General features: G+C 72.8%; 10 protein-coding genes. 7 read left to right on the forward strand and 3 right to left on the reverse strand.

Annotated elements, in window-relative coordinates:
- Positions 1-409 precede the first annotated feature (409 nt).
- From J2S42_RS24800 to J2S42_RS24830, 7 genes are all read left to right on the forward strand, one after another.
- Positions 410-1,213: a redox-sensing transcriptional repressor Rex gene (locus J2S42_RS24800; RefSeq protein ID WP_307242771.1), complete on the forward strand. Its 804-nt coding sequence runs from the start codon at positions 410-412 to the stop codon at positions 1,211-1,213.
- Entirely contained in the window at positions 1,210-2,526 is a 1,317-nt protein-coding gene (locus J2S42_RS24805) for a glutamyl-tRNA reductase (RefSeq protein ID WP_307242773.1), read from the forward strand. The genes J2S42_RS24800 and J2S42_RS24805 overlap by 4 nt, the downstream gene beginning before the upstream one ends.
- Positions 2,523-3,530 (forward strand): hydroxymethylbilane synthase, encoded by a 1,008-nt coding sequence (gene hemC / locus J2S42_RS24810; protein WP_307242775.1) that lies wholly within the window; start codon positions 2,523-2,525, stop codon positions 3,528-3,530. The genes J2S42_RS24805 and hemC overlap by 4 nt, the downstream gene beginning before the upstream one ends.
- Positions 3,527-5,107, forward strand: a complete 1,581-nt coding sequence (locus J2S42_RS24815) for a bifunctional uroporphyrinogen-III C-methyltransferase/uroporphyrinogen-III synthase (RefSeq protein WP_307242776.1) — start codon at positions 3,527-3,529, stop codon at positions 5,105-5,107. The genes hemC and J2S42_RS24815 overlap by 4 nt, the downstream gene beginning before the upstream one ends.
- Positions 5,108-5,136: 29 nt before the next feature.
- Positions 5,137-6,120, forward strand: a complete 984-nt coding sequence (gene hemB / locus J2S42_RS24820) for a porphobilinogen synthase (RefSeq protein ID WP_307242778.1) — start codon at positions 5,137-5,139, stop codon at positions 6,118-6,120.
- Between the two features lie 70 nt (positions 6,121-6,190).
- A complete protein-coding gene (locus J2S42_RS24825; RefSeq protein WP_307242780.1) occupies positions 6,191-6,532 on the forward strand; it encodes a PadR family transcriptional regulator in 342 nt (113 codons plus the stop codon).
- Positions 6,533-7,166: 634 nt separating this feature from the next.
- Positions 7,167-7,757, forward strand: a complete 591-nt coding sequence (locus J2S42_RS24830; protein WP_307242782.1) for a helix-turn-helix domain-containing protein — start codon at positions 7,167-7,169, stop codon at positions 7,755-7,757.
- A gap of 6 nt (positions 7,758-7,763) precedes the next feature.
- Here J2S42_RS24830 and J2S42_RS24835 read toward each other — a convergent pair whose 3' ends face one another.
- The 3 genes from J2S42_RS24835 to J2S42_RS24845 form a co-directional block, all read right to left on the reverse strand.
- Entirely contained in the window at positions 7,764-11,012 is a 3,249-nt protein-coding gene (locus tag J2S42_RS24835) for a lamin tail domain-containing protein (protein WP_307242783.1), read from the reverse strand.
- A 104-nt stretch (positions 11,013-11,116) separates the two neighbouring features.
- Positions 11,117-12,121 carry a GNAT family N-acetyltransferase gene (locus tag J2S42_RS24840; protein ID WP_307242785.1) on the reverse strand — a complete coding sequence of 335 codons (1,005 nt, stop codon included), beginning with the start codon at positions 12,119-12,121 and terminating at the stop codon, positions 11,117-11,119.
- Between the two features lie 81 nt (positions 12,122-12,202).
- Positions 12,203-13,669, reverse strand: coding sequence for a lytic transglycosylase domain-containing protein (locus J2S42_RS24845; protein ID WP_307242787.1), 1,467 nt, complete (start codon positions 13,667-13,669; stop codon positions 12,203-12,205).
- Positions 13,670-13,777 lie beyond the last annotated feature (108 nt).

Consider the following 13,777-nt stretch of genomic DNA (forward strand, 5'->3'; position numbering starts at 1 on the left):
CGTACGTATCCGATCCCGTGCGCACGCCTCTTGGTAGTAGGGCTCTCCCTACCGTCGCACGGCGCGGTTACCCGTTATTTGCAGCATAAAAGCCATTTGGCGCATACTGATTGGTGGACGTCTTCAGGCGGCTCAGGGGTGAGCTGGTCGGGGCGCGGCGCGGGGCTGGTCCCGGTGGAGACGGAGGGCTTCGGTGCACCGACGAAGCCCGGCGAATTCGCTAGCATGGACGACGGCCGGTTGTCCACTGCTTCGATCAAGATCGCGATTTGTGCACGCCTTCACAAGCGCCTACATTGTTAGCTCTACACGCCCCGTCAGGGCAGCCGGTAACGGCGGGTGTCGAGGGGCTTCCACAACGACCGATCCGCGGGATCGGCCGAGGATCGCTACGTCGGCACGGAGTCACATGAGCCAGCACCCCCCGCCGGGCGCGCCCGGGCACGGCGCGACCGATCAAGGCGAGCCCGGTCACGCCGCGGTCGTCCCGGCACTGCCGGACCTCCCCGAGGCCACGATCGCCCGGCTGCCGGAATACCTGCGCGCCCTGCACCACCTGGCGGAGGCGGGTCACGAGACGGCCTCCAGCGAGGAACTCGCCGTGGCCGCCGGGGTCAACTCCGCGAAGCTCCGCAAGGACCTCTCTCACCTCGGGTCGTACGGCACCCGCGGCGTCGGGTACGACGTCACCCTGCTCGTCGACCAGATCGAGAACGTGCTCGGCCTCACCCAGCGCCGCTCCGTCGTCCTGGTCGGCCTGGGTAACCTGGGCCACGCGCTCGCCGGGTACGCCGGATTCGCCAGCCGCGGCTTCCGCATCGCCGCGCTCTTCGACGTCGACCCGGAGCTGGTCGGCCAGCGCATCCACGGCCTGACCGTGCGCCACCTCGACGAGCTGCCGCAGGTCGCGGCGGAGGACCCGATCGCGATCGGTGTCATCTCCACGCCCGCGGAAGGCGCCCAGAGCGTAGCGGACCGGCTCGTGGCCGCCGGCGTGACCGGCATCCTGAACTTCGCTCCCCGCGTGCTGAACGTGCCCGTGGGAGTGGACGTCCGGAAGGTGGATCTCGCGATCGAACTCCAGATCCTCTCCTTCCACCAGCACCGCAAGTCGAGCGCGGCCGGGCCGGCCGGGCTCACCGCCCTGCCCGGCGGCCTGACCGGGCCGGGAGCACACCATTCCACCGACGCTGCGGAGGCGGTCGGCTCGTGAAACTCCTCGTCGTCGGCGCGTCGTACCGCACCAGCCCGGTCTCCGTGCTGGAACGGCTCGCGACGCCGCCCGCGGACCTGCCCGGCATCCTGGAACGGCTGGTCGCCCAGCCGTACATCGGTGAGGCCGTGATGCTGTCCACCTGCAACCGGGTGGAGGTCTACGCGGCGGTCTCCGGCTTCCACGGCGGTCTCGGCGACATCTGCACCGTGCTGGCCGGGCACGCCGGCTTCGACGTGCCCGCCGAACTGGCCGGCCACCTGTACGTGCACTTCGACGGCGACGCCGTGGAGCACACGTTCAAGGTCGCGGCCGGGCTCGATTCCATGGTCGTCGGCGAGCCGCAGATCCTCGGGCAGCTGCGCGACGCGTACCACTCGGCCACCGAGGCGGACACGGCCGGCCGGCTGCTGCACGAGCTGATGCAGCAGGGCCTGCGGGTCGGCAAGCGGGCGCACGCGGAGACCGGCATCGACCGGGCCGGCCAGAGCGTGGTCACGGCCGCGCTCGAGGTCGCCGCGGAGCACCTGCCCGGCGGGCTGGCCGGCCGGCCGGCGCTGGTCATCGGCGCGGGCGCGATGGGCGCGCTGTCCGTCGCCACGCTCAGCCGGGCCGGTGTCGGCCCGCTGCGCGTCACGAACCGCAACACCGAGCGGGCCGAACGGCTCGCCGAGGCGTACGGCGCGCACCCGGCCGACTACGCGGACGTGGTCACCGCGCTCCGCGACGCCGACCTGGTCGTCTCCGCGACCGCGTCGCAGACGCCGGTGCTCACCCGCGCGCTGCTGGAGACGGCCGTCGCCGGGCGCACCGGCCGGGACCCGCTGGTGGTGCTCGACCTGGCGCTGCCGCGCGACGTGGCGCCGGACGCCGTGACCTTGCCCGGCGTGGTCGTGCTGGACATCGACCGGCTCGCCGAGGCACGCCGGGAGCACCCCGCGTCCGCGGACATGCTCGCGGTGGAGAACATCGTCGCCGGTGAGGTGGAGAACTTCCTCGGCTGGCTGCGTGGCAAGGACGTGGCACCGACCGTCGCCGCGCTGCGCGGCCGGGCCGACGACGTGGTCACCGCCGAGCTGCGCCGGCTCAACCAGCGTCACCCCGAGTTCAGCGACGACCAGCGCGCGGACGTGGCGAAGACGCTGCACCGCGTCGTGCAGCAGCTGCTGCACCAGCCGACGGTCCGGGTCCGCCAGCTCGCCCAGTCACCCGGCGGCGACCAGTACGCGGCGCTGCTGCGCGAGCTGTTCGACCTGGAGATCCCGCAGGCGACCCACGCCGACGCCGTACCCGAGATCGGAGGGAAAGCGTGACCGGCTCACCATTGCGCCTCGGCACCCGGGGCAGCGCGCTCGCGCTCGCCCAGTCACAGCGCGTCGCCGGCGCGCTCACCGCGGCCACCGGCCGGCCGGTCGAGCTGGTCCGCATCGTGACCAGCGGTGACACCTCCGCCGCGCCGGTGCAGACGCTCGGCGTGGGCGTGTTCGTCTCCGCGCTGCGCGACGCGCTGACCGCCGGAAAGATCGACTTCGCGGTGCACAGCTACAAGGACCTGCCCACCGGCGCGGCCCCCGGCCTGCACATCGCGGCCGTACCCGCCCGGGAGGACCCGCGCGACGCACTGATCTCCCGCGACGGCCTGCGGCTGACCGAGCTTCCCCCCGGAGCCCGGATCGGCACCGGCGCGGTCCGCCGCATCGCCCAGCTCCAGGCGCTCGGCCTGCAGTTCGAGACCGTCCCGATCCGCGGCAACGTGGACACCCGGATCTCCCGGGTGGTCGGCCCGCACGCGGACCTGGACGCGGTCGTGCTGGCCCGCGCCGGCCTGGCCCGGCTCGGCCGGGACGGCGAGATCACCGAGACGCTCGACCCGATGCTCATGCTGCCCGCGCCCGCGCAGGGTGCGCTCGCCGTGGAGTGCCGCGCCGACGACGCCGACCTGATCGACCTGCTCAGCGTGCTCGACCACCCGGACACCCGGGCGGTCGTCGCGGCCGAGCGGTCGCTGCTGGCCACACTGGAGGCCGGCTGCAGCGCACCGGTCGGCGCGTACGCGGAGATCGCCGAGGGCGACGACGGCGACGAGATCTACCTGCGCGGCGCCGTGATCGCCCCGGACGGCAGCCACGACGTGCGCCTGTCCCGCACCGGACACCCGGCCGACGCCGTCGAGCTCGGCAAGGCGCTCGCGGCCGACCTGCTCGACTCCGGTGCCGCCGGACTCTGGACGGCCGGCCCCGCACAGCCCCCGAATGGCACGACTCCGAATGCCTCACCGCGGACCGCGGAAGCACATGTAACTGGGAGCACGCAATGACCCGCACCCGTAAAGCCGTAGGCCACATCGCGTTCGTCGGGGCCGGCCCCGGCGATCCCGGCCTGCTCACCCGCCGTGCGCACGACGCCGTCGTCGATGCGGACCAGGTGATCTACGACCGGGGTCTCCCCGAATCGCTGATCGAGGCATTGAAGGCGCAGGCCGCCGAGGACGCCCAGTTCACGCCCGCGGAGGGCGCCCCCGGCGACGTCGCCAAGGTGCTGCTCTCCGCCGCCCGCTCCGGGCTGCACGCGGCGTACCTGGTCGCCGGTGACCCGTTCGGCCACGACTCGGTGGTCGCCGCGGTGCAGGCGGTCGCGCGTACCGCCGCGCACTTCGAGGTCGTGCCCGGCATCGGCCAGGCGGCCGGCGTAGCCACCTACGCGGGCGTGCCGCTGCCCGGCGTGCGCACCGCCGGTGACGTCGACGACGTCACTACGCTGGACTTCGAGGCGCTCGCCGCCGCGCTCGGCCGCGGCTCGATCTCCCTGGCAGTCGACGCCGGTGACCTGGCCGCGGTCCGCGACGGACTGCTGGCCGCGGGCGTCGACGGCACCACACCGGTCGGTGTCACCGGCGACGGCACCGGCGACACCCAGCACACCACCACCTCCACCGTCGACTCGTTCGTCGCGGCCGCGCTCGGCTTCACCGGCCGCGTCGTGCTCACGCTCGGCGCGGGCGTCGCCGAGCGGGACAAGCTCAGCTGGTGGGAGAACCGGCCGCTGTACGGCTGGAAGGTCCTCGTCCCGCGGACCAAGGAGCAGGCCGGCGTGATGAGCGCGCGCCTGCGCGCGTACGGCGCGATCCCGTGCGAGGTGCCGACCATCGCGGTCGAGCCGCCGCGCACCCCGGCCCAGATGGAGCGGGCGATCAAGGGCCTGGTCGACGGCCGGTACGCGTGGGTCGTCTTCACCTCGGTCAACGCGGTCCGCGCGGTCTGGGAGAAGTTCGGCGAGCACGGCCTGGACGCGCGCCACTTCGGCGGCGTCAAGATCGCCTGTATCGGCGAGGCCACGGCCGAGGCGGTTCGGGCGTTCGGCATCCAGCCCGAGCTGATCCCGGTCGGCGAGCAGTCCTCCGAGGGCCTGCTGGCCGAGTTCTCCCCGCACGACGAGATCCTGGACCCGGTCGGCCGGGTGCTGCTGCCGCGCGCCGACATCGCCACCGAGACGCTCGCGGCCGGCCTGGTCGAGCGTGGCTGGGAGGTCGACGACGTGACCGCGTACCGGACCGTCCGGGCCGCCCCGCCGCCCGCCGACATCCGCGACGCGATCAAGTCCGGTGGCTTCGACGCGGTGCTCTTCACCTCGTCCTCCACTGTCCGCAATCTGGTCGGCATCGCCGGCAAGCCGCACCAGCGCACGGTGGTCGCGGTGATCGGCCCGAAGACCGCGGAGACCGCGACGGAGTTCGGCCTGCGGGTCGACGTCCAGCCGCCGCACGCCTCGGTCCCGGACCTGGTCGAGGCGCTCGCCGGGTACGCCGTCGAGCTGCGCGAGAAGCTGGCTGCGATGCCGGCCAAGCAGCGCCGTGGCTCGAAGGTGCAGGGCCCGACCGCGCTCCGCTTCCGGTAGACACTCGGTAGCCAAGGAAGGCCAGAGACGTGTCTTTCCCCGACATCCGCCCCCGGCGTCTCCGTACCACCCCGGCCCTGCGCCGGCTGGTCGAGGAGACCCGGGTGGCGCCGGCCCAGCTGATCCTGCCGATGTTCGTGAAGGAGGGCCTCACCGCGCCGCGCCCGATCTCGTCGATGCCGGGCGTGGTGCAGCATTCCCGCGACTCGCTGCGCAAGGCCGTGGTCGAGGCCGTGCAGGCCGGCGTCGGCGGCGTGATGCTCTTCGGCGTGCCGGAGACCCGGGACGAGACCGGCTCCGGCGGCCTCGACCCGGACGGCATCCTCAACGTGGCGCTGCGCGACGTCCGCGCCGAGGTCGGGGACGCCACGGTCATCATGAGCGACGTCTGCCTGGACGAGTTCACCTCGCACGGTCACTGCGGCCTGCTCGCCCCCGACGGCACCGTGGACAACGACGCCACGCTCGAGGCGTACGCCCGGATGGCCGTGGCTCAGGCCGACGCGGGCGCGCACGTGCTCGGCCCGTCCGGGATGATGGACGGCCAGGTCGGCGCGATCCGCGCGGCCCTGGACGCCGCCGGGCACACCGACCGCTCCATCCTCGCCTACGCCGTGAAGTACGCGTCCTCGTTCTACGGCCCGTTCCGCGAGGCCGTCGAGTCCGCGCTGGACGGCGACCGCCGCACCTACCAGCAGAATCCGGCGAACCTGCGCGAGTCGATGCGCGAGGTGGCGCTGGACGTCGCCGAGGGCGCCGACATGGTCATGGTCAAGCCCGCGCTGCCCTACCTCGACGTGATCACCCGGGTTGCCGGCACCGTCGACGTCCCGGTCGCCGCCTACCAGATCAGCGGTGAGTACGCGATGGTCGAGGCCGCCGCCGCGAACGGCTGGATCAACCGCGAGGCCGCCATCCTGGAGACACTCACCTCCATCCACCGCGCCGGCGCTCAGCTCATCCTGACCTACTGGGCCGTCGAGGCCGCCACCCTGCTGCGCGCCCGCTACTAGCGGCGACACTGAGGGGGACAGGCCGGCAGGAGCCTGTCCCCATACTCAGGTAATCTTTATATTTACTGGCATGGCCAAGGCAATGCGGGAACCCACGTTCTGGATCCTCACCGCGCTGACCGACCAGCCCCGGCACGGCTACGGCATCATCCGCGAGGCCGGCACCCTCTCCAACGGATCCGTCCGCCTCCAGCCCGGCACCCTCTACGCCGCCCTCGACCGCCTCACCGCCGAGGGCCTGGTCGCCATCGACCGCGAGGAAACCGTCGACGGCCGCCCCCGCCGCTACTACCGCCTCACCGACAACGGCGCCGCTGCCCTCGCCGCCGAAACCACCCGCTTGGCCCACAACGCCGCCACCGCCACCACCCGCCTCCGCACCCGCCCCACCCCCGGCACCTCCCCCGCCTGACCCACCCCCGCCTGACCCACCCCCGCCTGACCCACCCCCGCCTGACCCACCCCCGCCTGACCCACCCCCGCTCCCCGCTCCCCGCCGCGGTCGCCCATCGACCTCCTCGCCCGGCGCCGCTCCTCGCTCGCCCCGGCCTCCGGCCCCGGCGCCGCCCCCTCCCGCCCCGGCTCTTTGCCCCGGGTGCCGCCCTCGCCGAGCCGACCGCGCCTCCACCTTCTCGCTCCGCCCGCCCGCCCGCGGAATTGATCTGACGTCGCGCCTTGCCAGATCTTGGGCTCGATCAACTCTCGCTCCACCGGCATTCAATCGACGGATAGCCATGCGCTACAGCATGATCGTGACCGATTGGACCCGACTTCAGTGCCGCCGATCCGGCCCAATTCGGTTACTCCAAGTAGTTACCCATGCTGAGGCCGCCTTGGCTCTCCCGCAACCTTTGCTCTGCTTACATTGGCGGCAGCTTGTATTTTCCCTGTTCATTACGTCAATTAGGGTCGGGAGTGTGCATGTAAGCAGAGCAAAGGTTGCGTGGGGGTGGGGTGGGGAGAGTGGAGGGAGTTACGGAGAGTTGTGGGGTGTGCGGAGTGGGCGGGGTGGATGGGGAGGGGTGGGGTGGGGCAGAGTGCGCGGCATGACGAAGGCGAAGGTGCGGCGGAGAAGGCGGGCTGTGGGGTATGGGCGGCCGGTGGTGCGGGGTGGGAGTGGTGGTGGGTTTCCGGTGGCGGGGCTGGTGCGGCGGGCGCGGCGGATGTCGGACATGAGTCAGCGGGATCTGGCCCGGTGGGCGGAGGTGTCGGCGGGGGCGGTGGCGCGTGTGGAGAGCGGTGGGCTGGCGCCGAGTCTGGCGTTGCTGGAGCGGATGCTGGGGGTCACGGGGCTGCGGCTGGTCGTGGTGGATCCGGATGGGCGGATCGTGCAGCCGATGGGGGTGTGGGACGAGACCTATGACGGGGCGGGGAGGCGGTATCCGGCGCATCTGTCGACGATTTTGGATCCGCGGCCGGGGGAGTGGTGGGGGGACCAGTACGGGCTGGCGCGGCCGCCGGAGACGTTTCACCGGTCGCCTGAGCTGCGGGAGCGGCAGCGGCGGCGGAGTCAGTGGGAGGTGCGGGTGGCGCAGTTCCGGAACGTTCCGCCGCCGCCGGTGTGCACGGTGTGGCGGGAGGACGGGAGGCCCGCCACCGTGATCGGTGACGGGCCTCCGGGGATCGCGGACGGGTAGAGCGGGTCAGTCGTCGTTGCGGATGGTGCCGGTGGCGATCGGGTCGGTGTTGCGGATGCCGGGGATGCCGGCGACGAGCAGTGAGAGCTTCTCGTCGGCCTCGCGCTTGCGGTCGCCGTTGACCGAGACCGTGAACGTGGTGCCGGTCTGGCCGGCGGCGATGGTGGTGCAGCGGATCAGCGGGCTGTAGTCCGAGCCGGCCGATGCGGTGCTGCCGAGCGTGGTGGCGCAGACGACGACCGGTGTGGCGGTGGCGCGGGACAGCGAGACGGTGAACGTCAGCGGGCTGGTGCCTCGGTCGCCCTCGGTGACCTGGGCGTCGGTGACGGTCAGGGACGGGCGGGTGTGGAAGCGGGCGACCTGCGGGTCGTGGTCGCTGCTACCGCGGGAGCCGTTCGAGGAGTCCTCGGCGGACCAGTCGGCGTTGATGTGGGCGGCGCGCATCTCGATCAGGTCGGCGTAGAGCGCGTCGTTGACGAACAGGTGGTCCAGCGTCTGCGTCTGGCCCTCGTAGGAGTACGAGTAGGCGGACGACGGCGCGTCGGCCAGCAGGTCGTCGTACAGGTTGTGCAGGCCGGCGTCGTACAGCGGGCCGAGCTGGTCGGACGTGGCCGGGTTCGCGGCGGTGGCGATCGGGTCGTCGGGGCGCGGGAACACGTTCAGGTCGCCGCCGTAGACGACCTTGGCCGTCGCGTCCGCGGCCTCGATCGCGTCGACGATCGCAGCACCGTACCCGGCCTGCTCCCGGCGCTGGCCGACGCGGCTGTCCGGGCCGGACGAGTAGTGGTTCGCCACGGCCCACAGCGGGTACGTGTCGGACGAGCCGGGCGCGGCCCGCACGATGAACTTGCCGACCTGCGGCGCCCGGGTGAAGACGTTGGCGCCGTCGATCCCGGTGGACGTGTCCACGTCGGAGGGCAGGGTCGCGTTCAGCGTCTTCGGGTTCTGCACGTCCGCGTTGCTCGCCAGGCCCGCGCTGCGGTACCGCACGGCGGGGGACGAGCCCAGGACCGGGTCGCCCGCGGTCGCCGGGGCCAGGGACAGCCGGTCGGTGCGGTAGAGGAACGCGGTCGTGATGCCGCGCGCGTCCGCGCCGTCCCGGTCGTAGGCGGTGGCGTAGGCGGGACCGCCCGCGCGGGTGACGGTCAGCGCCAGTTCCTGCAGCGTGTCCGGTGCGCCGTCCGCGTCGTTCGTGGTGCCGCAGACCAGCTCACCGCCGCTCACGGTGCAGATGTCCTGGTCCTCGGCCTCCTCGACCAGGATCAGGTCCGGCGCGTGCAGGTCCTTGATGATCTGGTCGGCCAGGTTCGCCAGCTGCGTGTCGTACTCGGCCTGGCTGCCCGGGACGTAGTCGAACGGCGGGGAGACGCCCGCACAGCCCGTGTTGCCGGTGAAGTCGCAGCCGTCGAACGGGTCGTCGCGGTAGTCGTAGAGGTTCTCCACGTTGTACGACGAGACGGCCAGTTCGGAGGCGCGGTCGGCCGGTTTCGGCGGGTTGTTCCGCGACGGGTCGGCGCCGGCCGCGAACGACACCGTCCCGGCCTGCACCGCGTACTTCTCGAACGTGTAGTAGAGGCCGCCGACCGCATCCGTCGTGAGCCGGTCGAACGTCTTCGCGCCCGGGATCAGCGCGGTGCTGTCGTTCGCCGTGGCCTTCACGCCCATGCTGGCGATCATGATGCGGCTGCCGTTGCCGTTGTCGAACAGCTCGCCGGGCACGTCGTCCAGCGGGTGCGCGTCCCGGAACACCCGGCGCGCGTAAGGGTCTGCGCGCTTCAGGATCGGGTCGTCCCGGTCGAGCAGCCACACCTCGGCGTCCGCGGTGGACGGGAACACGTTACGGCCGCTGACCGTCTGCGCGCCGGACCGCACCCGCATCCGCTCACCCTCGTGCCGCTCCCAGAAGCGGTCCGCGGCGGCCAGGTCGGCCGGCGGGCGCGCGTCGGTCGTGGCCACCACGGCGTTCACGTCCAGGCCGGACGCGATCCTGCTGACCAGCGAGGCGCCGCTGAGCTGCGTGTAGTTGTAGTACTCGGAGACGCGGGCGCGCAGCGCCACCTCGTCGCCGACGACCGGCACGTAGCCGCCGACCAGCGACGTGAACGTGCTCATGAAGACGAAGACGCCGTCCGCGCTGGCCGGGTCGCCGTCGGTCGCGCCGATCCGGCTCTGCAGGAAGAAACCGTACGTGGTGGCGCCGGCCGACGTACGCGCCTGAGTCAGCTGCGTGATCACGCCCTGCACGACGTGGTACTGCGCGCTGCTGCCGTTGCCGGACGCGGGTGCCAGCGGCGAACGGTGGTCGCGGGCGTTGCCGGTCTCCGGCGTCGCGCCCTGCACCTCGCCCACGGTCAGCACGCCGGCGACGGTCACGCCGACCGTGCAGCTCGCGGTGCCACCCGCGGCGTCCGTCGCGGTGACCGTGACCGGGTAGGTGCCGGCCGGTACGTCCGCGGCCACACCGATCGTGGCGGACGCGGTGCCGCCCGTCGCGGCCGCCGGAGTGAACGCGGTCCGGGTGATACCGGCGGCCGGGCTGGTCACGGCCAGCTCGGTGATCACGTCGTCCGGGTCGGTCGCGGTCACCGTGCCACCGCCGGCCGTGCCGGCCACGACGGAGATCGCCGGGCAGGAGAACACCGGGGGTACGTCCACCGGGCCGCCGCCGTCGACCGTGTGCACGCCGAGGCCGTCCACGGTGTCGGTGGCGAACCCGGCCCACTGCGCCGCCGGGTCGAAGGCGTCGTCGACCACCGTGTCGCCCGCGGTCACGCCCGGCAGCCGGCGCAAGGTGTTGTCCGCGGTGCCGGTCAGCCCGGTGCCCCACTCGGTGCCCGGGTCGACGCCCACCTGGCCGAGCGAGTCGACCACGGTCGTGCCCCTGACCAGCACGAGCGCGTCGTCGCCGTTGTAGAAGCTCGCGCTCGACGTCTGGTCCGCGGCGGCCAGGATCGCCGCGTTCGCGGACGCGTGGGCCAGCACGAACACGTCGCCGTCCGCGACCGCACCGGTCAGCGGCACGCTGCTGAACGTGGTGCCGCCGTTGAAGTACATCCGGAGCGCGTACGCGGAGAGGTCCACCGCCGCACCCGTACCGTTGAAGATCTCGACAGCCTTGTTGTTGCTGCTGCCTTCGATGTATTCGGAGATGAACAGGTCGGGCGACGCGGCGGTCGCCACGCCGGGCACGAGACCGATCGCCGTGACGGCGGTGACCGTGCCGGCCAGCGTGGCGCGCCAGAGCCGAGGGCGCATGAATCCTCCAGAGAAGGACGATCAGAACCAACGCACGTTAAGGCGTGGCACCGACCGTCGTCCATCTCTTGGCGGTCATGCCCGTGAACTTTTCGCGCCGCAGGTCAGACCGCTTCCAGGCGATGCACCAGTTCGCCCGCATCGGCCCCGTATTCGCACCACTCCCGGTCCGGCTGGAAACCGAGCTCGGCGTTGACCTTCAGCATGGACACGTTGGACTGCGCGTTCCAGGTCTGCACCTCGGTCAGGCGCGGCTCCGCGGACCGCAGCTCGAACAGCATGCGCGCCTTGATCGCCCGGTCGATGCCGTACCCGCGGTGGTCCTGCACCACGATCGTGTCGTACTGGTCCGCGCGCGTCGGGCGCTGCACCGGCACGACCACCTCGGTCAGGCCGGCCACCGCACCGGTCCGCTCGTGCACGGCCAGCACGATGTGCGGGATCATGCCGCGGCGGTGCAGCACGTTCAGGCTCTCCCGCAACCGGCGCGCGTCGTACGAGCTGGGGCGCAGGTCGAGGTCACCGTTGTCGCTGTCGCGCAGCTCCGCCTTGGCCACCGCGTACGCCTCCAGCATGTCGTCCGGCGGCCCGCCCGGGAAGTACTCCACCCGGTAGCCGGCCGCGATGCCGCGCGCCATCTCGCCCAGCGCCAGCCAGTCCACCGTGGACAGGCGGAGCACGCTGCGGGTCTCCACGTACTCCCGCTCGAAGCCGAGCGACTCGAAGAACGCGACGGCTGGGGTGCCGCCGACCACCTCCACGCCGATCGAGGAGAACCCCTCGGCGAAGACCCGGCGCGCGGCCGTGGCGACCAGCCGGCGGGCCACCCCGGTACGGCGCACCCGCGGGTGGACCAGCACCTCCAGCACCCCGATGCCGCCCAGCAGCAGCACCGTCACCAGGCCGGTCAGGCGCCCGTCGCCGTCCTCCGCGACCCAGCAGACCCGGCGCTCGCTCGGCATCGTCTCGGCCAGGTACTCCCGGAGGTGGTCGTCGCGCCACGGCGGATCGTCCGGCAGGTCGGCCGCCAGCGCCGCGTTCAGCGACTCCAGCAGGGCCTGGAACTCGCGGTCCGGCGCCGTCCGGGGATCCCACTCGCGCACTGTCACGGGTACAGCTTGCCGTGACAGTGCGCCGGAGGAAAGCGTGTGCGCGCCCCCGGGTCGTGGCGCGAGCCGGTGGCCGTCACGCTACGTCTGGCTGCGCAGCCCGAAGTCGTTCGCCGCCTCGTACACCGACTGGGCGTACGGCTCCACGTTGTTGTAGGTCAGGATCGCGTTCCACCAGTCCTCGGTGGTCGACAGGTCCTTGTCGTTCGCGCACAGGTAGTTACCGGCGGCCAGGGCCGCGTCGTCGATGTCGTTGGGGTCGGTGACGCCGTCGTTGTCCGCGTCGACCTTCCACAGCGCCCAGGTGGTCGGGATGAACTGCATCGAGCCGATCGCCCGGTCGTACGTGGTGTCGCTGTCCAGCCGGCCCTGGTCGGTGTCCGGGATCAGCTTGCGGTCGCCCTGCCCGTCCAGCGGCAGGCCGTAGATCGGCGGGTTCGACTCGCCGTCCGGGAGCAGCGCCGCGCCGTTCGCCCGGCCGTGGTTCGACTCGACCCGGCCGATCGCCGCGAGCGTGGTCCAGTTCAGGTGGCAGTTCGGCTGGCGCTGGGCGACCACCCACTCCGCGTACCCGTACGCCTGCAGCGCCACCGGCGGGATGTCGACCTTCGCGCCGACCTGCTGCGCCCAGGCGGCGAGCGCGTCCGCAGGCCGGGCCCCCGGGACCGGCGCGGTCGGCGTGGCGCTGCCGGTCGGTGCCACCGGCACGTCCGTGACCAGCGGCGGCAGCGGAACGTCCGTGGCCGGTACGGGCAATCCGGTGTCGGCCGCGCCGGGCGCCGGGGTCGCGGCCGGCGGTGGTTCCGTGACCCGGTCACCGGCCGCGGCCGGCACCAGCACCCCACCGGCCGTGCCGGCGGCGCCGAGCAGCGCCAGCAGCAGCAGACCGGGCAGCGTCAGGCGTCCCCACCGGCCACGCCGCCAGGCGGCGGCACCGTCGAGCGAGCGCTGTGCCATCCCGTGTACGGCCGGGAAGCGGCGCAGCAGCGGATTCAGCGGGACGGCGGCGTGCCGCGGCGCGGTCGGCGGACGCAGCCGCCGCCGGGTGAGCCGGGCCAGTCCGAAGGCGGCGCTCCCGGCGAGCGCGGGCTCCTTCACCGGGGGCAGGTCGGTCTTCGTCGTACCGAGGTCACCACCGGCACCGGCGGTGCCGTTCTTGCCGTTCTTGGCGGCGCCGGGGGCACCGTCCGTGGCGGAGGCGTCCGGCTCCGCACCCGAGCCGGGCCGGGTGGCCTGGTCCGGTTTCGCGTTCTCGCCGGTTGCGGCGTCCGTGGGTTTGCCGGTGGCGTCCGGCTTCGCGGGCTTGCCCGGCTCGGCGGGAGCAGCGGGGGTCGGCGTCGCTCCCGTGGCCGGAGCCGCACCGGGAGCCACGGTCGCGACGGTGGCCGGAATCGACGCCGACGCGGGAGTCGCGGCGGATGCCGCAGCGGTCGTGGGGGCCGCAGTCGTGGTGGTGGCCGGGATCGGGGTGGTGGCCGGTGACTCCGTCGGGGTGCGTGGGCGCGGGGAGCCGGTGGTGCGGGGAGGCTCCTTCGCGTCCGTGGTCACTCCGCTATCGGGTGAATCCGCCTCGATCACGGATGAGCCGGCGGGACGGGCGGCGTCGGGCTCGGAGCTCGCCCGTTCCGCGCTCTCGGCCGTACCCTGGGATGGTTT

This window comes from Catenuloplanes indicus, from assembly GCF_030813715.1.
GTDB classification, from domain to species: domain Bacteria; phylum Actinomycetota; class Actinomycetes; order Mycobacteriales; family Micromonosporaceae; genus Catenuloplanes; species Catenuloplanes indicus.